This window comes from Agromyces hippuratus (assembly GCF_013410355.1).
Taxonomy (GTDB): domain Bacteria; phylum Actinomycetota; class Actinomycetes; order Actinomycetales; family Microbacteriaceae; genus Agromyces; species Agromyces hippuratus.
On record NZ_JACCFI010000001.1, the window covers coordinates 2,144,436 to 2,164,939 of the forward strand.

Annotated in this window: 17 protein-coding genes; 10 read left to right on the forward strand and 7 right to left on the reverse strand. The window is 71.4% G+C overall.

What is annotated here, in order from left to right:
• Positions 1–92 precede the first annotated feature (92 nt).
• Entirely contained in the window at positions 93–731 is a 639-nt protein-coding gene (locus BJY17_RS09995; protein WP_179551214.1) for a TetR/AcrR family transcriptional regulator, read from the forward strand.
• A 118-nt stretch (positions 732–849) separates the two neighbouring features.
• The gene (locus tag BJY17_RS10000; RefSeq protein ID WP_179551215.1) at positions 850–4,443 is read left to right on the forward strand and encodes a TM0106 family RecB-like putative nuclease; all 3,594 of its coding nucleotides are present in this window, start codon (positions 850–852) and stop codon (positions 4,441–4,443) included.
• A 61-nt stretch (positions 4,444–4,504) separates the two neighbouring features.
• On the opposite strand, the gene BJY17_RS10005 is transcribed toward BJY17_RS10000, so the two are convergent.
• Positions 4,505–4,963 carry a PPOX class F420-dependent oxidoreductase gene (locus BJY17_RS10005; RefSeq protein ID WP_179551216.1) on the reverse strand — a complete coding sequence of 153 codons (459 nt, stop codon included), beginning with the start codon at positions 4,961–4,963 and terminating at the stop codon, positions 4,505–4,507.
• Positions 4,964–5,058: 95 nt separating this feature from the next.
• On the reverse strand, positions 5,059–5,490 hold the full coding sequence (locus tag BJY17_RS10010; protein WP_179551217.1) for a YdeI/OmpD-associated family protein: 432 nt from the start codon (positions 5,488–5,490) through the stop codon (positions 5,059–5,061).
• Between the two features lie 68 nt (positions 5,491–5,558).
• Between BJY17_RS10010 and BJY17_RS10015 the strand changes: the two genes are divergently transcribed.
• Positions 5,559–5,834, forward strand: coding sequence for a glutaredoxin family protein (locus tag BJY17_RS10015; RefSeq protein WP_179551218.1), 276 nt, complete (start codon positions 5,559–5,561; stop codon positions 5,832–5,834).
• Between the two features lie 112 nt (positions 5,835–5,946).
• Positions 5,947–6,588 carry a hypothetical protein gene (locus BJY17_RS10020; protein WP_179551219.1) on the forward strand — a complete coding sequence of 214 codons (642 nt, stop codon included), beginning with the start codon at positions 5,947–5,949 and terminating at the stop codon, positions 6,586–6,588.
• On the opposite strand, the gene BJY17_RS10025 is transcribed toward BJY17_RS10020, so the two are convergent.
• Positions 6,531–7,532: an LLM class F420-dependent oxidoreductase gene (locus BJY17_RS10025; RefSeq protein ID WP_179551220.1), complete on the reverse strand. Its 1,002-nt coding sequence runs from the start codon at positions 7,530–7,532 to the stop codon at positions 6,531–6,533. The genes BJY17_RS10020 and BJY17_RS10025 overlap by 58 nt on opposite strands.
• A gap of 159 nt (positions 7,533–7,691) precedes the next feature.
• On the opposite strand from BJY17_RS10025, the gene BJY17_RS10030 reads away from it, so the two are divergent.
• Positions 7,692–8,039 carry a hypothetical protein gene (locus tag BJY17_RS10030; RefSeq protein ID WP_179551221.1) on the forward strand — a complete coding sequence of 116 codons (348 nt, stop codon included), beginning with the start codon at positions 7,692–7,694 and terminating at the stop codon, positions 8,037–8,039.
• Positions 8,040–8,093: 54 nt separating this feature from the next.
• Here BJY17_RS10030 and BJY17_RS10035 read toward each other — a convergent pair whose 3' ends face one another.
• Positions 8,094–9,278 carry a baeRF11 domain-containing protein gene (locus BJY17_RS10035; RefSeq protein WP_179551222.1) on the reverse strand — a complete coding sequence of 395 codons (1,185 nt, stop codon included), beginning with the start codon at positions 9,276–9,278 and terminating at the stop codon, positions 8,094–8,096.
• A gap of 83 nt (positions 9,279–9,361) precedes the next feature.
• Positions 9,362–10,804, reverse strand: coding sequence for an FAD-binding oxidoreductase (locus tag BJY17_RS10040; RefSeq protein ID WP_322789803.1), 1,443 nt, complete (start codon positions 10,802–10,804; stop codon positions 9,362–9,364).
• 292 nt (positions 10,805–11,096) lie between these two features.
• Between BJY17_RS10040 and BJY17_RS10045 the strand changes: the two genes are divergently transcribed.
• Complete coding sequence (locus tag BJY17_RS10045) at positions 11,097–12,182, forward strand: LLM class flavin-dependent oxidoreductase (protein ID WP_179551224.1); 1,086 nt, start codon at positions 11,097–11,099, stop codon at positions 12,180–12,182.
• A 162-nt stretch (positions 12,183–12,344) separates the two neighbouring features.
• Positions 12,345–14,105 (forward strand): PHP domain-containing protein, encoded by a 1,761-nt coding sequence (locus tag BJY17_RS10050; protein ID WP_179551225.1) that lies wholly within the window; start codon positions 12,345–12,347, stop codon positions 14,103–14,105.
• 61 nt (positions 14,106–14,166) lie between these two features.
• Here BJY17_RS10050 and BJY17_RS10055 read toward each other — a convergent pair whose 3' ends face one another.
• Positions 14,167–14,403: a PLDc N-terminal domain-containing protein gene (locus BJY17_RS10055; protein ID WP_179551226.1), complete on the reverse strand. Its 237-nt coding sequence runs from the start codon at positions 14,401–14,403 to the stop codon at positions 14,167–14,169.
• A 188-nt stretch (positions 14,404–14,591) separates the two neighbouring features.
• Between BJY17_RS10055 and BJY17_RS10060 the strand changes: the two genes are divergently transcribed.
• Complete coding sequence (locus tag BJY17_RS10060; RefSeq protein ID WP_179551227.1) at positions 14,592–16,958, forward strand: arylsulfatase; 2,367 nt, start codon at positions 14,592–14,594, stop codon at positions 16,956–16,958.
• Positions 16,959–17,109: 151 nt separating this feature from the next.
• On the opposite strand, the gene BJY17_RS10065 is transcribed toward BJY17_RS10060, so the two are convergent.
• Complete coding sequence (locus BJY17_RS10065; protein WP_179551228.1) at positions 17,110–17,526, reverse strand: transferase; 417 nt, start codon at positions 17,524–17,526, stop codon at positions 17,110–17,112.
• 202 nt (positions 17,527–17,728) lie between these two features.
• On the opposite strand from BJY17_RS10065, the gene BJY17_RS10070 reads away from it, so the two are divergent.
• Together BJY17_RS10070 and BJY17_RS10075 are read left to right on the forward strand one after the other, a co-directional pair.
• Complete coding sequence (locus BJY17_RS10070; RefSeq protein WP_179551229.1) at positions 17,729–19,519, forward strand: ABC transporter ATP-binding protein; 1,791 nt, start codon at positions 17,729–17,731, stop codon at positions 19,517–19,519.
• A complete protein-coding gene (locus BJY17_RS10075) occupies positions 19,516–20,412 on the forward strand; it encodes an energy-coupling factor transporter transmembrane component T (RefSeq protein ID WP_322789804.1) in 897 nt (298 codons plus the stop codon). The genes BJY17_RS10070 and BJY17_RS10075 overlap by 4 nt, the downstream gene beginning before the upstream one ends.
• The last annotated feature ends 92 nt before the right edge of the window (positions 20,413–20,504 follow it).

Consider the following 20,504-nt stretch of genomic DNA (forward strand, 5'->3'; position numbering starts at 1 on the left):
GTCGGTGCGTCGGCCGTGCCGAGCGGCATCCGTCGATTTATATTGATCAAATGATCAACAACTGACCCGACGGTACATAGACTGAGCGCACCATGTCAAGCACGCCACGCAAGCGCGCCGAGCGCAAGCCCCCCGCCGAGCGCCGAGCCGAGATCGCAGCGGCGGCACGCACGCTCGCCCTCGGCGAGGGCCTCGCGGCCGTGACGCTGCGCGCCGTCGCCGCCCGTGCGGGCGTGACGCCTGCCCTCGTGGCGCACTACCAGCCGAGCATGGACGCCCTCATCGCCGAGACGTTCGACGCGATCGTCGCCGTCGAGATCGAGGAGGTCGGCGCGCTCCTCGCCGCGCGGCGGACCCCGCCGGAGCGCCTCGCCGCCCTCATCGGCACGCTGCTCGACGGCTCGCGCGAAGACGTCACCATCGTCTGGGTCGAGGCCTGGGCGCTCGGCCGGCGCAACGAGTCGCTCGCGGCGAGCGTGCGGCACCGCATGGACGCCTGGCAGTCGGTCATCGTGGGCGTCATCGACGACGGCGTCGCGTCGGGCGACTTCGGGCCCGTCGATGCCGCGGCGGCCGCCTGGCAACTGCTCGGCATGATCGACGGACTCAACGCCCAGGCGCTCGTGCGCTGGGACGGGGCCGGCGAGCGGGATGCGCTGACGACCCGGAGCGTCGAGGGCCTGCTGGGGCTGCGACCGGGCGTCCTGCGGGTTGAGCATGTCGAAACCTGAGCCTGCACTCCACCTCGACAGGCTCGACCCGCAGCATCGAATGCCCGCTCCTCAACCGGCGAGCGCTGATGTCGGCGGCCCCGGATAGCGTGGGACCACGCCGACCCGAAGGAGCCTGATGTACCTGGTTGACGGTTCGGTCGTCACGAGCGCGAGCGACCTGAAGAAGGCGTCCGAGTGCGAGTTCGCCTTCCTCCGCGCGCTCGACGCGAAGCTCGGCCGCATCGAGAAGGTGCCCGACCCCGAAGACGCGATGCTCGAGCGCTCGGGCCGACTCGGCGACCAGCACGAGTTGAACGTGCTCGACGACTACCGTGCCGCGCTCGGCGACGGCGTCGTCGAGATCGAACGGCCCGACGTGCGCGACCCTTCCGCGGTCGCCGCCGCCGTCGACGCCACGCAGGCCGCGTTCGCGGCGGGCGCCCCGGTCGTCTTCCAGGCGACCTTCGCCGACGAGGGCTTCATCGGCTTCGCCGACTTCATCGTGCGCCAGCCCGACGGCCGCTACCTGGTGCAGGATTCGAAGCTCGCCCGGCGAGCCCGGGTCACCGCACTGCTCCAGCTCGCCGCCTACGCCGAACAGCTCGAGCGCACGGGCGTGCCGTGCGCCGACACTGTCGAACTGCTGCTCGGCGACGGCACCACGAGCGTGCACCGCCTCGACGACATCGCCCCGGTCTACCGGCTGCGCCGCGAGCGGCTCGAGCAGATCGTGGCCGACCGGCTCGCCGAAGACGGCCCGGTCGAGTGGGGCGACCCGCGCTACGCCCTCGACGGGCGCTGCCCGACGTGCGACCTCGAGGTGCAGGCGCACCGCGACGTGCTGCTCGTCGCCGGCCTCAGGGTCACGCAGCGCGCAGCCCTGCACGACGCGGGCATCACGACGATCGACCAGCTCGCGGCATCCTTCGGACCGGTGCCCGGCGTGCTCGACGCGACGATCGAGAACCTGCGGGTGCAGGCGCGACTGCAGCTCGAGGCCGAGTCCGCAGAGCTCGAAGCGGATGCATCGGGGCTCCGCTCCCCTGACGACCCGCCGCTGCCGCCGCCCGTCGTCGTGCGCGACGCCGCCTCGCTCGCCGCCATCCCCGAGCCCGACGCCGGCGACCTCTTCTTCGACTTCGAGGGCGACCCCCTCTACACCGAGGGCTCGGCCGACGACTGGGGCCTCGACTACCTCTTCGGCATGGTCGACAACGCCGAGCAGTTCACGCCGCTCTGGGCACACTCCTTCGCCGAGGAGCGGGTCGCGCTCGTGCAGTTCCTCGAGCTCGTGGCGCTGCGCCGGGCCGCCCACCCGCACATGCACATCTACCACTACGCGAGCTACGAGCGCACGCACCTGCTCTCGATGGCCGCGCGGCATGGCGTCGGCGAGGCCGCCGTCGACCAGTTGCTCGCCGACGGCGTCTTCGTCGACCTCTACCCGATCGTCAAGCGCGCGGTGCGCGTCGGCAGCCGCTCGTACTCGATCAAGAAGCTCGAGCCGCTCTACATGGGCACCGAACTGCGCGAGGCCGACGTGAAGTCGGGCGGCGACTCCATTCTCGAATACGTGCGCGCCCGCGAGCTCGCGGCGACCGGCGAGACCGACCCGGTCACCGGTCTGGTCGGGGCGGCGGCCGCCCAGTACGTGCTCGACGACCTCGCCGACTACAACCGCTACGACTGCGTCTCGACCCTGCGGCTCCGCGACTGGCTGCTCGGACTCGCACGCGACGCCGGTGTCGACCCCGTGCCCGAGTCGCTCATCGTCGAGGCGGCCAAGGCCGCGGGCAAGGTCTACGAACCCACCCCGCTCGCCGTGCACCTGCAGTCGATCGCGGGCCCGCCCGACGACCCCGATCGCGACGCCGACCACACCGCCCTCGCCCTCGCGGCCGCCGCGATCGACTATCACGACCGCGAGGCGAAGAGCTTCTGGTGGTCGCACTACTTCCGCGTCGAGCAGCCGCTCGAGGCCTGGGAGGATCACCGCGACGTGCTCGTCGTCGACCCGGCACGGTCGGCCGTGGTGCAGCGCTGGTACCGCGAAGACCACCACCGCGTCGACCGACGGCATGTGCGTCTACGGGGCCGCATCGCGCCGGGGTCGAAGTTCAGCGTGGGCGGTGAACCGATCGCGCTCTACGAACCGCCGGCACCCTTCCCGAGCCATTCGCTGCGGCCCGGGTCGCGGGCGTGGCACTCGGTGAAGGTGCTCGAGGTGTTCGACGACGGCGTGCTCATCGAAGAGACCGCGGTCGCCGGCGTCTCGTGGAATGAGCTGCCGTTCGCCCTCGCCCCCGGCACGCCCCCGCAGGCCGGCCGCCAGCAGGGGGCGATCCTCGAGTGGGCGCAGCACCTCGAACGCGCCTTCCCGCGCTGGCCCGCGAACCCCTCGATCGACGTGCTGCGCCGCATCCCGCCGCGCACGCGCAGCGGTGCCGGCCTCGTGCCGCTCGGTGCCGACCACGACTACGTCGCCGCGGTCACCGCGTCGCTCCGCGACCTCGACGACTCGTACCTCGCGGTGCAGGGCCCCCCGGGCACCGGCAAGACGTACCTGGCCTCCCATGTGATCACCGAACTCGTGGGGCGGCACGCCTGGAAGATCGGCGTCGTCGCCCAGTCGCACGCCGTGGTCGAGAACGTGCTCGACGCCGTCGTGCGAGCGGGCCTCGACCCCGAGCTCGTCGCGAAGGCCCCGAAAGACGCGAAGGAGCCCGGCGACCACGGGTACACCTTCTTCCCGAAGAACGGCGTCGCCGAGTACACATCGGCCCACGAAACCTCGGGATACGTCATCGGCGGCACCGCGTGGGACTTCTCGAACGACAACCGCGTGCCCCGCGGCTCGCTCGACCTGCTCGTCATCGACGAGGCCGGCCAGTTCTCGCTCGCCTCGACCATCGCCTCGGCGGTCGGCGCGCGCAACCTGCTGCTGCTCGGCGACCCCCAGCAGCTGCCGCAGGTGAGCCAGGGCAACCACCCCGAACCCATCGACACCTCGGCGCTCGGCTGGATCACCGACGGCCACGACGTGCTGCCCGCCGAGTTCGGCTACTTCCTCGCCGAGAGCCGGCGCATGCACCCCGCCGTCGCCGAGCCGGTGTCGCGTCTCTCGTACGAGGGCGAGCTGCACTCGCACCCGGTGGCCTCGCAACGTTCGCTCGACGGCGTCGCTCCGGGCCTCACCGCGCTGCCGATCGAGCACTTCGGCAACACGACCTCGTCGCCCGAAGAGGCGCGCGCGGTCGTCGACCTGGCTCACTCATTGCTCGGGCGCGACTGGGTCGAAGAGACCGCCGGGCGATCGGCGGCCTCAGCCGGGTCGACGGATGCTGCGGCATCCGCTCGCCCACTGACGCAGCGCGACCTCATCGTCGTGACGCCGTACAACGCGCAGCTCTCCGAGGTGCGGGCCGCGCTCGACGCGGCAGGGCTGACCGAGGTGCCGGTCGGCACGGTCGACAAGTTCCAGGGTCAGGAGGCGGTCGTCGCGATCGTCTCGCTCGCCGCGTCGTCGGCAGCGGCCGCGCCGCGCGGCGTCGAGTTCCTGCTCCTGAAGAACCGGCTGAACGTGGCGATCTCGCGGGCGAAGTGGGCGGCGTACCTGCTCTACTCGCCCGGGCTGCTCGACGCCCTGCCGTACACGCCCGACGGGGTGGCGCAGCTCAGTGCGTTCGTGAGGCTCGTCGGCGACCCGGTGCTCGCTCCCGTGCGCGGCTGACGAAGATTCGCAGCCGCGACCTGAGGTGCACGTGGCACGGCGCCGCGCTCCGGCGCCGCGCTCAGTCGCCGAAGTCGAGGCGGGTGCCGCCGACCCGGTCGGCAGTGAGCCGCACCACGACCCGACCCTCGGCGACCGCCTCGGTGAAGAACGCGGTGGGGTTCTCCGGACGCAGCTCGGCAGCGAGCATGCCGAGCAGCTCCAGGCCGACGTCGTCGCCCGGCTCCTCGGTCGGAGCTGAGACCTCGGCCCGCCCCTCGACCGTCGCGTACGACCACGGGTCATCGCCCGAGACGTGCAGCGACGCTCGGGGGTCACGCCTGAGGTGGGTCGCCTTCAGCCGGGTGGCGGTCGTCGAGAATCGAGCAGTCCGTTCCGCTGCGTCCCACGAGTAGAGCATGGTGGCGAGGTGGGGCTGGCCGTCGCGCTTGAGCGTGGCGAGCACCCCGAACTGGTGCGCGGCGAGCAGCTCCGATGCTTCGGTCTCGGTGAGGGGGACGGGTCCGGCGTTCTGGGTCATGATGTGGGGAACCTGCTCGACCGCTCGCGCATTCCGCACGCTTCACACGCCGTCACGCCGACGTCGGTCGGCCGATCAGGGCACGTCTGTCCGCGTCACCCGGCGAGCTTCGCCACGATGCCGTCGATGCGCCGCTGCCGCGTCTCGGCCGCCTTCGCGCCCTCGACCGCAGTGACGTGCGCCTTCCTCGCGCTCGGGGAGAGCGCATCGAATGCCGCACGCGCGCCGGCCGTCTCGAGCGCGGCCGCGAGGTCGTCGGGCACCTCGACCGTGCGGGGCGCCGTGTCGAGCTCGAGGTCGACCTCGATCGGATCGCCGCCGCCGATGCCCGTGGCCGCTCGCTTGTCGGAACTGAACGAGATCATGAACCGGCCGCCCATGACCGCGACGGTGCTGCGGTACTCGTAACCGTTCACGACCACGACGACGGGCGGTTTCTTGCCGCCGCCGAGCGCCTCGATCACCGTGGGCGGCACCTCGATGCCGGTGTTGTTGCCGACCTGGGACATCGTCGTCGCGAATCGCATGCGCCCGAGTCTGCCACCGCCGGCGGCCCCTGGGAATAACTGACAGGGTACCCACGTAGGTTATTGGTATGACTTCGCCTGCCACCGACCTGAACCCCGCCCGCGTCACGATGTACGGCGCCGAGTGGTGCAGCGACTGCCGCCGCTCGAAGCGCCTGCTCGACGCGCGCGGCGTCGACTACGACTACGTCGACCTCGAGACCGTCGCCGACGGCGCCGACCGCGCCAAGGCGATCAGCGGCCGCACGCAGATCCCCGTGGTCGTCTTCCCCGACGGCACGCACTTCACCGAGCCGACCGATGCCGAGCTCGCGGCGAAGCTCGACGAGGCCATCGCCGCGTAAGCAACGCATGAGCGATCGGGCTCCCGGCGTTCGGATCGCGTAACAAACGGGCTCGAGGCGTGCGCCGGGCGTAGAACTGAGGCATGCCTCCGATCACCCCCGCGAACGTCGCGTGCCGATCCGGCTCCCCCACGACGGCGAGCAGGCGATGACGCTCACGCGCATCCTGCCGACCCTGCGTCGATCGATCCCCGACCCGATCGCGGGCGATCACTGGCCGGCGGCCACCGTCGCCACGATCACCGACGTCGTCGTCGACGGTGTCTCACTGCTGCGCGTCGTCGACCTGTGCGGCACTCCCGCGGTGCACCTCGGCCGGGCGGTCGAGCCGGGCACCGGCGGCCGGATCCCCTCGACCACGATGCACACCGGCGTCGTCGTGGTGCGGGTGCTCGAGGCATCCGCTCAGCGCGGGGTCGACCGCGCGATCGTGATCGATGGCGATCTCTCGGAACTCGACCCGGCGTGGGCTGAGGCACGGCTCATCGGGCGCGCCTCGGTGGCACGCGCGGTGGCCACGACGCTGACGGCAGCGCCGAGCGGATGCTGCGCACCCGCGCCGATCGCATTGCCCGGTGATCTCACCGCCGGCGACCTGCTCGCGCTGCCCTACACGGCCGTCACCGACGACGCGGGCGTCGCCCGGCCCGCGAGCGGGTGGCGATCGGTCGAGCCGGACCGCGAGCAGGGGCGCGCCTACCGCAGCGCCGGCACGACCTCCGCGGCGAAGAGCTCGAGCCCCGAACGGTCGTAGGCCGCCTCGGGGAAGTAGTGGATCGAGTAGCCGAGCCCCAGCTCACGGCGTTGGGCGAGCTTCGCCGCCACCTGGGCGGGAGTGCCGACGGCGGCGTTCGGCGAGTGGTAGTTCTCCGCCATGAGCGAGGCGGCCTTCTCGGGGCCGAGGAACGGGGCCAGCCGCGCCTCGATGGCCGCGAGGCGCCGCGCGACATCCGCTTCGTCGATGCCGACGACCGTGTTGAAGTTCGACGACCGGGTGATCGCCTCGAAGTCGGTGCCGAGGCTCTCGCAGTGCGCTCGCAGCACCGCGCTCTTGTGGCTGAACTCCTCGGGGGTGCCGGTGAAGTTCGTGTACGACGCGTACTTCGCCGCGATCTTCAGCGTCACCTTCTCGCCGCCGCCGGCGATCCAGAACGGGATGCCGCCCGGCTGCACCGGCTGCGGCTGCACGATCGCGCCGTCGACCTGGTAGTACGTGCCGTCGAGCGTCGCCGAACCGGTCGTCCAGGCCTGGTGCATGATCTCGACGCCCTCACGAAGGCGCCCGAGTCGCTCGGGCACCGGCGGGAAGCCGTAGCCGTAAGCTTGCCACTCCTGCTCGTACCAGCCGCCGCCGATGCCCATCTCGAGGCGTCCGCCCGAGACGTGGTCGACCGTGGCGGCGACCTTCGCGAGGTGAGCGGGGTTGCGATAGCTCATGCAGGTGCACATCTGGCCGATGCGGACGCGAGACGTCGACGCGGCGAACGCGGCCATGAGGCTCCACGCCTCGTGGGTCGCCTCGGTCGGCGACGGCACCGGGGTCGTGTGGAAGTGGTCGTAGACCCACATCGATTCCCACACCGAGTCGGGCGCGTCGGCGTACTCGGCGAGCGAGCGCATCGTCTGCCAGTGCTGGGCCGGGTCGATGCCGACGAGGTCGTAACGCCAGCCCTGGGGAACGAACATTCCGAATCGCATGGGTTCCACCATAGGGTCGACCGAGCGGTGGGCCGTGCGCACCGGCGCCCGGGCTCCGGGCTTCACGGCCGGCGGACCGCGGTCTCCGTGCCGCCCCGGCCATCGAACTCAGCACCAGCACTGAGGCAGACTCATTTCTTGCGGACTACGTTCGGACGAATGAACGGACAGCAGCACTGCGAATACTCTGCCGCCGACTTCGAGGCGACCGTCATCGAGGCCACCGACACCCGACTCATCCACGTCTCCGGCTACGGACTCTGCGCGAGCCAGGGGTGGACCCTCCAACTCGTCGCCGCGAACCCGGGCGTCGTGCCCCACCCCGAGAGCCTCTGGCTCGAGATCCGCGAGACTCCGCCGCCGAACGGCGCACCCTCCCGAGTGCTCACCGAGACCAGCGTCGAGGCGATGATCGAAGACGCCCACGCGAAGCAGGTCGTCATCCGCTTCCGCTGGCGCGAGGGCTTCGTCCTCCCGCTCCGCGAGCGCGTCGGCGCCCTGCGCTGACCCAGGATGCTGCGCTGACCGAGTGGATGCCCCGGCGCCGTCCGGGGCGCCCGCCTACGCCAGCGCGAACCTCAGCTCGGCCATCGCCGGACCCGACCACACCGTGCCGTCGAGGTCGTCGCTGCGCACCGTGACGACCTTGCCGCCCTTCGCCATCACGAGCAGCGCCAGCTGCGGCAACAGGTCGCCGGCATGGGTGCCGTCGCTCAACTGCTCGTCGGCCCCGTGCCCGCTCGCGAACTCGATCGCACCCGACTCGCGGTCGAGCGTGCCGTTCACCGAAGTCGTGAAGTCGAACCAGAAGACCTCGACCGCGCCATCCGCCGCCTCGCGCGCGATCGCGGCGAGGTCGCGTTCGACCCGGCCCGCCGTGCCCTCGGTGAGCTGACGCAGCGCACCGTCGGCCTCGGCGACGTTCAGCCGCCCGAGCTGCACGCGGAGCGCCTCGTCGATCTCGGCGGCGCCGAGGCGATCGGGTGCCCCGGGCACCGCCACGACACGGCGTCCGTTGCGGATGCGGTCGATGAAGAGGCTGAGCAGCGGTTCGGCGGCGAAGACGAAGAGCGGCACGCGGTCGTCGGGGTCGCGCTGCATGAGCTCGTGCCGTGTGGCGTCGGCGACGCGCTTCGCGTAGAGCTCGAAGAAGGCCTTGCGGCGTTCGTCGCCGCTCACGCCGCGGTCGCCGTGCTTGCCGCCGCGCGGCTTGTCGTCGTTCTCGGGGTCGCGGTTGATGGCGTCGTCGAGGCTCTTGTCGTGCGACTCGTCGACGTCGAGGCGCGCGGCCCGATCGGTCGGCGTCGCATGCCACAGCGACCACTCGTTGGCCGACAGCGTGAGCGCGAACGCCTCCTGGTCCTGGCTCGGTGCCCGCAGCAGCTGACCGAGGGTGAAGTGCGAGCCGACGTGCACGGCATCGTCGAGCCGGTTCGGCAGCACGAAGACCTCGCTGAACCCCGGAGCGACGAAGATCGCGATCGACCGGGCGAGTCCGGCCCAGATCTGCTGGTCGCCGATCACGGCGTCGCGCTCGCGGCGGAGCGCCTCGAGCTCGGCGTTCGGGGCGCCCGACGCCTTCACGCGTTCGATCGCCTCGTCGAAGGAGCTCTTCACCGCCACCTCGGCGCGCTCCCGCTCGCTCACGACGGGCGAGGTCGACGCGTAGATCGTGATCGACGGATGATGCAGCCCGGCAAGCGCGGTGAAATCGGCTGCGGTGGGCAATGCGTAATGTACGGTCATCGTTCCTCCCCCAAGGTCGTGCGACGACGATGTCGCTCGCACCCCAGCCTATGAAGGCCGGGGCGCGAGCGACAGCCCCCAACTCACCCGATCGGGTGGTTCGAACGCATCACACCCGTCGGGTCGACAGCCTGCTTGACCGCACGCAGTCGCTCGAGATCGTCGCCGAAGAACCGCTCGGCGGGGCGGGCGTGCTCGGCGAAGTTCAGGTAGTCGCTGCCCGCACTCCACGGTTCGACGGCCGAGAGCAGGCGGCCGAGCGACGCGGCGAGCGCCTCGCCGTTGTCGGGCATCGCGATGCCGACCCCGAACAGCAGGAAGCCGGCATCGAACCCTGCGGTGACGCCCGGCTGCGGGGTGCCCTGCACGGATGCCGCGGCGCGCGCGACGCCCGGATCCATCATGCCCCCGAGGTGTCGGACCTCGGCGGAGAGCAGCGCCGATGAGGCATCCGGCCCGACCGCGTCGACGAAGGCGCGGATCGCGGCAGGGGTCAGCTCGGCGAGCAGCATGCCGTCGCCGAATCCGGGGACCGGCTGCGGCGGATCCATGTGCAGCTGCAGCAGCTCGGCCGAGGCCTGCGGGTGCACCGTGTCGACCTCGGGCACGAGGGCGCGGAGCGGCGCGAGCAGTTCGTCGACCTTGGCGGGGTCCTCCTGCATCGCGACCTCGATGACGACGAGCGAGCGTCCCGAGAGGAACGGCGGCAGCTCGGGCATCGGCGGCAGGCGCAGTACGCGGGCGACCGACGTGACCGAGGTCGGGATGCCGTCGATCCACTCCGACCAGGCGGTGAAGACCTCGGCCGTGCGCTCGATCGGCCAGAGCAGCATGCCGGCGCTCAGCGCGGGCACGTCGAAGAGGCCGAACTCGAGCGCGGTGACGACGCCGAGGTCGCCGCCGCCGCCGCGGAGCGCCCAGAACAGCTCGGGCTCGTGCTCGGCGTCGACCCGGCGTGCCGCACCGTCGGCCGTGACGACCTCGATCGCGACGACGTGGTTGGCGGCGAGCCCATGCGAGCGGGCGAGCCAGCTCACCCCGCCGCCGAGCGTGTAGCCGACGACGCCGACATCGTGGGCCGTTCCGGCGAGCGCGGTGAGCCCGAGCGGCGCCACTGCGGCGACGACGTCGCCCCACTGGGCGCCCGCCTCGACGCGGGCGATGCGCGACTCGGCATCGATCTCCACGCCGCGCATCTCATGCGTGCGCAGCAGGATCGCGCCGGCGAGTCCGTCGTCCGCCGCGAGCGGGCCGGCGTTGTGGCCGGTGGCCTGCGGAGCGACGGCGAGGCCGAGCTCCGCCGCCGCGCGCACGGTGTGCACGACGTCGTCGGCGGTCGTGGCGACGACGATCGCGGTGGGGCGTTGGTCGACCGCGAGGTTCCAGGCGGAGCGGGCGTCGTCCCATCCGGGGTCGCCGGAGATGAGCACGCGACCGGCGATGCGGTCGTCGAGGAATGCGAGCGCCTCGCGGAGCGAGAGCGTGGCTGGGTCGGTCGTGGCGACCGACGGCATGGGGGTGTTCACGGATGCTTCCTTTCGGGATCGTCGCGGGCCCATGCGCGCCCATCGGGGGGCGACGCTCCGACGGCCGCACTGGTCTCAGGCGGCGCTCGCAACGAGAACCCATCCAACGTCGGCGCGGTCTCCCCCGCGTCAGGGGCTTCCCTCCGATCGGTTCAGTGGCAGCACCCACCCTCCATGGACCCAGGTCGCCCTTCGGGACCGTCTGCTGGTCGAGCCTGTCGAGACCCGGTTTCGACAGGCTCAACCCGCAGCTCCCGGAATACCGCGCGGCGCGGCCCGGTTGCCGTGAGGGATGACTTCTTCACCCCGCCTCTCCGTGCTCGACCTCATCCCGGTGCGCACCGGCCAGACGAGCGCAGGTGCGCTCGCGGCATCCGTTCGCCTCGCGCAGCTCGCCGATCGCCTCGGCTTCACCCGATACTGGTTCGCCGAGCACCACAACATGCCGGCCGTCGCCTCGACGACGCCGCCGGTGCTGATCGCCGCGATCGCGGCGAAGACCGAGCGCATCAGGGTCGGCTCGGGCGGCGTCATGCTGCCGAACCACGCGCCGCTCGTCGTCGCCGAGCAGTTCGCGGCGCTCGAGGCGTTCGCCCCCGGTCGCATCGACCTGGGCATCGGTCGCGCCCCGGGCAGCGACCCCGTCATCACGCAGCTCCTGCGCATCTCGGGACCGACGGCAGACGTCGACCGGTTCCCCGACCACATCGCCGACATCCTGTCGCTCCTCTCCCCCGACGGAGCGACGCTCCGCCTCACGAGCGGCCGCGAGTACGCGATCACGGCGACCCCGGCGGCGACGGATGTCCCGACGCTCTGGCTGCTCGGGTCGAGCGACTACTCGGCGAAGCTCGCCGCCTCACTCGGCCTGCCGTACGTCTTCGCGAACCACTTCTCGGGCGAGGGCCTCGAGCGGGCGCTCGAGCTCTACCGCACGGAGTACCGGCCGAGCGAGGCGCACCCGACGCCCGAGACGTTCCTCACCGCGAACGCCTCGGTCGCCCCCACCCACGAAGAGGCTCGCGCCCGGGCACTGCCCCAGATGCACTCGATGGCGCGGCTCCGCACCAATCGACCGATGCGCCCGCTCGAGACCGTCGAGGAGGCACTCGCCGCCCCCGCCGACTCGGTCGGCGACGAGCTCATCGCGGCCATGGAGCAGCGCTGGATCATCGGCGACCCCGCTGCCGCGGCATCCGAACTGCGCACCCTCGCGGAGCGCCACGGCATCGACGAGATCATGCTCGCGCCCATCGGCGGCAGCTACGACGGCGAAGCCCTCGACGCGACTCCCGGGCGCGAGCAGACGCTCGAACTGCTCGCGAACGAGTTGCTCGCGAACGAGTTGCTCGCGAACGCCGCATCCGCCGCGGGCTGACCGACCGGGCGGTGCGCGCCGCCGTCATGGACACCGCGTCTCCGCTTTCGTTCGCGCGCCGGTCGACCGGGTGCGGTGCCGCGTCAACCGCGCGTTCTCCTGGCCGCCATCTGCCGCTCCTACCGTACGGGCGTCCCCCGACGACTGGAGAAGCGAACGACCATGTGCGACCACCACGCCTCTGAATGCACGGAGCCCCACGACGCCGACGCCGAGCTCGAGCGGCTCGGATTCTCACGCCGCGACATGCTGCGCACCGCGGGCATCGTGCTCGCCGCCGGCGCACTGACCGGTGCGCAGACCCTCGGGACCGGAACGGCCCCGGCGAGCGCGCTCGGAACGGCGCGCGGCGGCGCGGCGAACGACCCCGCCCTCACCTGGCTCGTCGGCGACCACCACGTGCACACCCAATTCAGCCACGACGCGAAGTACCGCCTCGCCCAGCAACTCGACGCCGCCGAGCGCTACGGCGTCGACTGGCTCGCCTTCACGGAGCACGCGAACTTCGCCCACGCGGAGCAGGGCGTGTTCTCGTCGCTCGAGCAGATCCAGCAGGAGCGCGACGCCCGCGACCTGCTGATCTTCCAGGGCCTCGAGTGGTACATCCCCGCGGCAGAGCACGGCTCGGTGCTCATCGCACCCGGGCACGACTCCGCCCGCGTGCTGCGCGCGTTCGAGCTGGCATGGGACGGCAAGCTCAACCGCTGGGAGCGTCCGGCGAATGCCGCGCAGCAGGCCGAGTGGGAGCGTCGCGCCGCCGAGGCCATCGCCTGGCTCGGCGCGCAGAAGCGCAGCGGACTCATCGAGGACGCCGTCGTGCTCGCGAACCACCCGCTGCGACTCGGCATCGACTCGCCGCACGAACTGCGCGCGTGGCGCGACGCCGACCCCGAGATCATGATCGGCATGGAGGGCGCCCCCGGCGCCCAGGGCTCGGCGATCAGCCAGAACACCCACGCAGGCGACCAGCGCGGCGAATACACCAATGCACCTCGCGCCGACAGTTGGCCGGGGTTCCCGGCCGACGCCTACCGCCCGTACGGCGGCTTCGACTGGGCGACCGCGACGGTGGGCGGCCTGTGGGACGCGATGCTCGCGGAGGGCAAGCCGTTCTGGATCACCTCGAACTCCGACAACCACCTCACCGTCAAGGACACCTGGGTGACCGGTGCATACCCCGCCGGCGAGCCCTACGCGAGCCTCCCGAACGAATTCGACCGCTGGGCGGTGCTCGGCAAACGGCCCGACCCGGTCGACACCGGCGCCCCGCAGGGCGGCAGCGACTTCTGGCCCGGGCAGTTCTCGCGGCTGCACACGGGCGTCACGACGCGGAGCTACGCGGGAGTGCTGCAGGCGATGCGCCTCGGGCGGATGTGGGTCGACCACGGCCACCTGCTGAGCGGCTTCGACGTGCGCGTGCGCGCGGCGATGCCCGGCAACGGCCGCGGGCGCGGCAACGGCGCGGGCAACGGCTGGGGCAACGCGGCCGGAGTCGGCGCGACCCTCGGCGGTCGGGTCGCCGCCCGGCGCGGGCAGGACGTCGAGGTGACGATCACCGTCACCACGACCGACTACGCCAACGCCGCGGGCATCGTGCCGCAGCTCGTGCACGTCGACCTCATCTCGGGCCCGGTCACCGGGGGCTCCGCCGACCCCGATGCCGTGCGCGCACCCGAGACCCGCGTCACGACGCGGTTCGACACCTCCGCAAGGCGCGGCACGTTCACGCTCACTCACGTGTTCGAAGACGTCGACCGGTCGTTCTACGTGCGGTTCCGCGGCAGCGACGGCAAGCGCCAGGGCGCCGGGTACCACGGCGCCGCGGTCGACCCGGGCGGCCCGCTGCGACACGGCGATGGAGAGGGCGACCCCTGGCAGGACACCTGGTTCTATGCGAACCCGGTGTTCGTCGACGTGCGCTGATCCGTCATGACGAGCGGTGCGGTCCGGTCCGCACCGCACCGCTGCCGCTCTCGCCGGTCCCTCAGGCGAGTATCGGCTCACTTCCGCCGCGAGACGACATGCCGCCGCCGCGTGTGATCAGGTAGACGATCGAGCCGACGAACGGCAGCACGATGAGGAAGGTGACCCAGATCGCCTTCGCCCACCCGCTCAGGCTGTGGTCTCGGAAGATGTCGACGATCAGGAAGACGATGATGCACAGGCACGCGATCCCGACGTAGACCCAGAAGAAGACGGTCAGGTAGTCCCAGAGCGACATGCCGCTCCCTTCCCGAGGTTCGGTGGCGGTCGATCCCATGCTCGTCGACGCAGCCGACCGATCGCATCACGTGATCTGGGTGATTCGGCGCGAAACGGCCTTCGGTACGGTGACCGGGTCGCCTGGCCTCGCTTCGCGACCTCGACGGCGCCATCGGATGCCGCATCCGCACGACATGGGGGAAAGTCATGAAGCCAGATCGCCACGCCCGCACGATGCTGCCGATTCCAGACCGGCCGCCGCACGGCCTCACGACCTACGACGCGAAGGATCCGGACACCTCGTATCCGCCCATCGAGCCGTTGATGCCACCGGACGGCGCACCGAACGTGCTCGTCATCCTGCTCGACGACGTCGGCTTCGGGGCGTCGAGCGCCTTCGGCGGGCCGTGCGCGACACCGAACGCCGAGCGGCTCGCCGCAGGCGGGCTGAAGTACAACCGCTTCCACACGACGGCGCTGTGCGCGCCGACGCGGCAGGCGATGCTGACCGGTCGCAACCACCACTCGGTCGGCATGGGCAGCATCACCGAGACGGCCACCTCTGCACCGGGTAACAGCTCATTGCGTCCGAACACGAAGGCGCCGCTCGCGATGACGCTGAAGCTGAACGGCTACTCCACCGCGCAGTTCGGCAAGTGCCACGAGGTGCCCGTCTGGCAGTCCTCCCCGATGGGCCCGTTCGATGCATGGCCCTCGGCGGGCGGCGGCTTCGAGACCTTCTACGGCTTCATCGGCGGTGAGAACAACCAGTGGGAGCCGGCGCTCTACGAGGGCACGACGCCGGTCGAACCACCGGCCACCGCCGAGGAGGGCTACCACCTCACCGAAGACCTCGCCGATCACGCCGTGAGCTGGATCCGCACGCAGAAGGCGCTCATGCCCGACAAGCCGTTCTTCGTGTACTTCGCGCCGGGCGCGACGCACGCGCCGCACCACGTGCCGCCCGAGTGGCCCGAGAAGTACAAAGGCCGGTTCGCCGACGGGTGGGACGTCGAACGCGAGCGCACGCTCGCCCGCCAGAAGGAGCTCGGAGTGGTGCCCGAAGACACCGAGCTCACGCCGCGCAACCCGCTCATCACGGCCTGGGACGACATGCCCGACGAGCTGAAGCCCGTGCTCGAACGGCAGATGGAGGTCTACGCCGGATTCCTCGAGCACACCGACCACCACGTCGGCCGGGTGATCGATGCGATCGACGACCTCGGCGTGCTCGAGAACACGCTGATCTACTACATCATCGGCGACAACGGGGCATCCGCTGAGGGCACCATGAACGGCGCCTTCAACGAGATGGCGAACTTCAACGGCATGGCGGCGATCGAGACGCCCGCGTTCATGCAGTCGAAGATGGACGAGTTCGGCTCGCCGAGCTCGTACAACCACTACTCCGTCGGCTGGGCGTGGGCGATGAACTCGCCGTTCCAGTGGACGAAGCAGGTCGCTTCGCACTGGGGCGGCACCCGCAACGGCACCATCGTGCACTGGCCGAAGGGCATCGACGAGCAGGGCGGGCTGCGCACGCAGTTCACGCACTGCATCGACGTGGCGCCGACCATTCTCGAGGCCGCCGGCCTGCCGGAACCGACGACGGTGAACGGCGTGCTGCAGTCGCCGATGGAGGGCACGTCGATGCTCTACAGCTTCCGCGAACCCGATGCCCCGGAGCGACACGACCTGCAGTACTTCGAGATGTTCGGCAATCGCGGCGTCTACCACCGCGGGTGGAGCGCCGTCACGAAGCACAAGACACCGTGGCTCATCGTGGACCCTGACGTCCATGCCTTCGACGACGACGTCTGGGAGCTCTACGACGGATCGGTCGACTTCAGCCAGGCACGGAATCTGGCACAGGAGCAGCCGGAGCGGCTCGCGCACCTCCAGCGGCTCTGGCTGATCGAGGCGACGAAGTACCACGTGCTGCCGATGGACGACCGCACGGGCGAGCGACTCAACGCCGAGCTGGCGGGTCGCCCGACCCTCATCCGCGGCAACAGCCAGCTGCTCTACCCGGGCATGGGCCGACTGTCGGAGAACAGCGTGGTGAGCATCAAGAACAAGTCGTTCTCGGTGACGGCAGAGGTCGAGGTCGCGGAGGGCGGCGCGAACGGCGTGATCATCGCCCAGGGCGGCCGTTTCGGCGGGTGGAGCCTCTACGCGTCAGACGGAGCAGCGAAGTTCGTCTACAACGTGCTCGGCATCCAGTCGTTCGCGACGGCGGCCGAGCGGCCGATTCCGGTCGGCACCCATCAGGTGCGCATGGAGTTCGCCTACGACGGAGGCGGCCTCGCGAAGGGAGGCGGAGTGACCCTCTACTACGACGGCGAGGCCGTCGGCACGGGGCGCGTCGACCTCACGCAGCCGATGATCTTCTCGGCCGATGAGACGACCGATGTCGGGTACGAATCGGGCACCACGGTCAGCCCCGACTACACACCGCAGTCGAGCCGCTTCACGGGGAAGGTCCACTGGGTTCAGATCGACGCAGGCGTCGACGACCATGACCACTTCATCGACCCCGAGGAGCGCCTGCGGATCGCGATGGCGCGCCAGTAGCGTCTGCTGGTCGAGCCTGTCGAGAGTGTCTGCGGGTCGAGCCTGTCGAGACCAGGGTTTCGACAGGCTCAACCCGCAGGACTCGAGTTCGGTTTCGACAGGCTCAACCCGCAGGACTCGAGTTCGGTTTCGACAGGCTCACCCCACAGGGCTAGGCCGCAAGGCCGAGCCGGCGAAGGTCGTCGCCCGAGGCGCGGTACTCGTCGCCGTCGGCGATCGTGAGTTCGCGCGGCACGCGCGCGCCGTTCTGCACCTTGGCGTCGCGACCGATGCTCGCGTACGGGCCGACGACGGCGTTGCGTCCGACGACGGCACGGCGCCCGATGTGCGCGTTGACGCCCACGACGGCGCGCTCGGCGACGATGGCGTCGCCTTCGACCCATCCACCCGGGCCGATCTGGGCGCCGCGCTGCACTTCGGCGCCCGAGTCGACATAGGCCGTCGGGTCGACGAACGCGGTCGGGTCGACCTTGGCCGTCGTGGCCACGAGGCCCCGGCCGTTCACGTGCTTCCGGTAGCGACGCAGGATCCCGGCTTCGTCCTCGAACTCGACGTAACTGATGCCCACGTTCTCCTCCTTCCGGGGTGGTGACTCCACACCCGAACACTGGTACAACACTGGGGCTGACCGGGGAATTCCCGACGTCGACGACCTGGCCCGGCAACGCTCGCAGCAGCCCCGCAGCGCAGTGAAGGTTAGGCTTGCCTGAGCACTACGGATGCCGCGTCGCGGGCCGTCCGACCACGACCGACCTCGCCCAGGCCCAGCCATGCCCCCAGCTCCCCTGCTCGACCTCGACCGCGTGAGCATCCGCCACGAGGGCGCGGATGTCGCGACCCCCGTCGACGTCTCGTTCCAGGTCGCCCGCGGCGAGGTGGTGCTGATCCTCGGCCCGAGCGGGTGCGGCAAGTCGACGCTCACCCTCGCGCTCGACGGGCTCGTGCCGCACGCCGTGCCGGCGGCCCTCGAGGGCACCGTGCGCGTGGCCGGCCTCGACACGAGCGAGCACCCCGTCGGCGTGCTGAGCGAGCACGTCGCGATGGTGTTCCAGGACCCCGACGCGCAGATCGTCACCGGCACGGTGCTCGACGAGGTGTGCTTCGCTCCCGAGAACCAGCTCGTCGAGGCATCCGAGGTGCTCGAACGCGCCGAGCGCGCCCTGAAGCTCGTCGGCCTCTGGGACCGCCGCGCGGAGAACCCCGACACGCTCTCGGGCGGCGGGCGCCAGCGCCTCGCGGTCGCCTGCGCGCTCGCGATGGCCGCCCCGGTGCTCGTGCTCGACGAACCGACGGCGAACCTCGACCCGGCGGGCATCGACGAGGTCTACGCGGTGCTGCGCGAACTCGCAAGCGTTCGCGACCACGCGGTGGTGCTCGTCGAGCACAACCTCGATGCGGCCGTCGACCTCGTCGACCGCGTCATCGTGCTCGACGCGACCGGACGTCTCGTGATCGACGGGCCCGCCCGCGAGGTGCTGCGCGAGCGAGCCGACGAACTCGTCACCCTCGGGGTCTGGCTGCCGGTCTCGACGCTCGCGGCGATGCGGCTGCGCGACGCCGGCGTCGTGCTCGACCCGCTCCCCCTCACGCCGGCCGAGCTGGCCGAGGCGCTCGACGCCCTGCCTTCGCTGCCCGCTCCGCTCAGCGAGTCGTCGCCCGTGCGCTCGACCGCGCTCTCGCCGCGGCCGACCCTCTCGATCGGCCCGGCGACCGGGTCGACCGGCGCGATCGCCGTCATCGGCGAGACGGCCATCCGCGCCCGCGACCTCTCGGTGCGCCGTGGCGGGCGCCGCGGCCCGATCGTCGTCGAGGGCGTCGACCTCGACGTGGCGGCCGGCGACTTCCTCGCGATCGTCGGCACGAACGGCGCGGGCAAGACCTCGCTGCTGCAGGCACTCGCCGGCGTGATCCCCGCGCCCCGCGGCGCCGTCGACGTGCTCGGCGTCGACCCGGCACGATGCGCCGCTCGCGAGCGCGCCCGGCGCATCGGCTTCGTCTTCCAGAATCCCGAGCACCAGTTCATCGCCCCGACGGTGGCGGAGGAGCTCGCTCAGGGCCTGCACCTGCAGGGCGTCTCCGAGATCGACGCCGCCCCGCGGGTCGAGGCCATGCTGGCGCGGTTCGGCCTCGAGTCGCTGCGCGACCAGCATCCGTTCCTGCTCTCGGGCGGCCAGAAGCGACGCCTCTCGGTCGGCACGGCGCTCATCGCCGGCGCTCCGGTGCTCGCCCTCGACGAGCCGACGTTCGGTCAGGACCGGGCGCGCGCCTCCGAGCTGCTCGACATGCTGCGCGGCCTCAACGACGACGGCACCACCGTGCTCGTCGTCACCCACGACCTGCAGCTCGTCGCCGACTACGCGAGCCACATCGCCGTGATGGACAGCGGGCGCCTCCTCGGCATCGGCACCACGGTCGAGGTGCTCGCCGGCCCGCTCGTCGAGCAGGCGGGCCTGCGCCACCCGCCGCTCGCCCGTGCCACCCGAGGTCTCGCGCGACATCCCGCCTGGCACTCGATCACCCGGATGTCGCAGCTGCCGGTCTCGTCGAAGGGCGCATCGTGATCGCGGCCGGCGAGGGCGGCGCCGCCACCCCCGAGGTGCCCATGACGCCTGCCGACGGCACGGAGCCGCACGCGACATCCGCTGCCCTCGACCCCTTCGCCGAGCACCGCGCACAACGCCCCTCGCGGTTCCTGTACGCCCTGAACCCGCTCGCGAAGCTGGCCGCCCCGCTGCCGGTCATGGTCATCGTCATGTTCAGCCGGGGCATCGCGCTGCCGCTCGCGTTCATCGTGTTCTCGGCGGCCGTGCTGCTCATCGGCGCCCGGCTCTCCGGCCGGGCGATCGCGGCGCTGCTCCTCGGCATCCCGATCGCCGCGCTCGTGCTCGGCGTCACCTTCGGCGTGTGGATCGACCCGTCGAGCGTGGCCGGCCTCCCCGCGGCATCCGTCACCCTCGTCTCGATCGGCGACTGGGACTTCACCCTCGCCGCCTACATCGTGGGCTTCGCGACGGGCCTCCGCATCCTCGCGATCCTGCTGCTCTCGCTCATCGCGGGCGTCACCTCGACCGGCACCGAGTTCGTGCGCTCGATGGTGCAGAACCTTCGCGTGCCGTACCGCCTCGGCTACACCGCCCTCGCGGCGCTGCGCTTCGTGCCGCGCTTCGGCCACGAGCTCGAGATCATCAGGGCCGCCCACCGAGTGCGGGGCACGGATGTCGGGCGCGGGCCGGTCGCGGCCGTGCGACGTGCGCTCGGCTACATCGTGCCGCTGCTCGCCTCGGCGATCCGGCACGCCGAGCGCGTCGCCCTCGCGATGGACGCACGCGCCTTCGGCGCGCACCGCACCCGCACCGAGCGGCACTTCTCGCCGTGGCGGTTGCGCGACACGGTGTTCGTGGCGTGCTTCCTCGCGGTGAGCATCGTCATCGCCGTGCTGACCTGGGCTCGCTGAGCGTCCAGATCCTCGCGCCGCAGCTCCGCCGCCCCGCCGCCGCTCCGCCGCCGCGCCGCCGCACCGCCGCCGCCGCGCCGGAGTACCCGATC

Excerpts from the sequence above, each read along its gene's own strand:
- BJY17_RS09995 (WP_179551214.1), top strand. The coding sequence starts at position 93 with ATGTCAAGCACGCCACGCAAGCGCGCCGAGCGCAAGCCCCCCGCCGAG.
- BJY17_RS10000 (WP_179551215.1), top strand. The coding sequence starts at position 850 with ATGTACCTGGTTGACGGTTCGGTCGTCACGAGCGCGAGCGACCTGAAG.
- BJY17_RS10005 (WP_179551216.1), bottom strand. The coding sequence starts at position 4,963 with ATGACCCAGAACGCCGGACCCGTCCCCCTCACCGAGACCGAAGCATCG.
- BJY17_RS10010 (WP_179551217.1), bottom strand. The coding sequence starts at position 5,490 with ATGCGATTCGCGACGACGATGTCCCAGGTCGGCAACAACACCGGCATC.
- BJY17_RS10015 (WP_179551218.1), top strand. The coding sequence starts at position 5,559 with ATGACTTCGCCTGCCACCGACCTGAACCCCGCCCGCGTCACGATGTAC.
- BJY17_RS10025 (WP_179551220.1), bottom strand. The coding sequence starts at position 7,532 with ATGCGATTCGGAATGTTCGTTCCCCAGGGCTGGCGTTACGACCTCGTC.
- BJY17_RS10030 (WP_179551221.1), top strand. The coding sequence starts at position 7,692 with ATGAACGGACAGCAGCACTGCGAATACTCTGCCGCCGACTTCGAGGCG.
- BJY17_RS10035 (WP_179551222.1), bottom strand. The coding sequence starts at position 9,278 with ATGACCGTACATTACGCATTGCCCACCGCAGCCGATTTCACCGCGCTT.
- BJY17_RS10045 (WP_179551224.1), top strand. The coding sequence starts at position 11,097 with ATGACTTCTTCACCCCGCCTCTCCGTGCTCGACCTCATCCCGGTGCGC.
- BJY17_RS10050 (WP_179551225.1), top strand. The coding sequence starts at position 12,345 with ATGTGCGACCACCACGCCTCTGAATGCACGGAGCCCCACGACGCCGAC.
- BJY17_RS10055 (WP_179551226.1), bottom strand. The coding sequence starts at position 14,403 with ATGTCGCTCTGGGACTACCTGACCGTCTTCTTCTGGGTCTACGTCGGG.
- BJY17_RS10060 (WP_179551227.1), top strand. The coding sequence starts at position 14,592 with ATGAAGCCAGATCGCCACGCCCGCACGATGCTGCCGATTCCAGACCGG.
- BJY17_RS10070 (WP_179551229.1), top strand. The coding sequence starts at position 17,729 with ATGCCCCCAGCTCCCCTGCTCGACCTCGACCGCGTGAGCATCCGCCAC.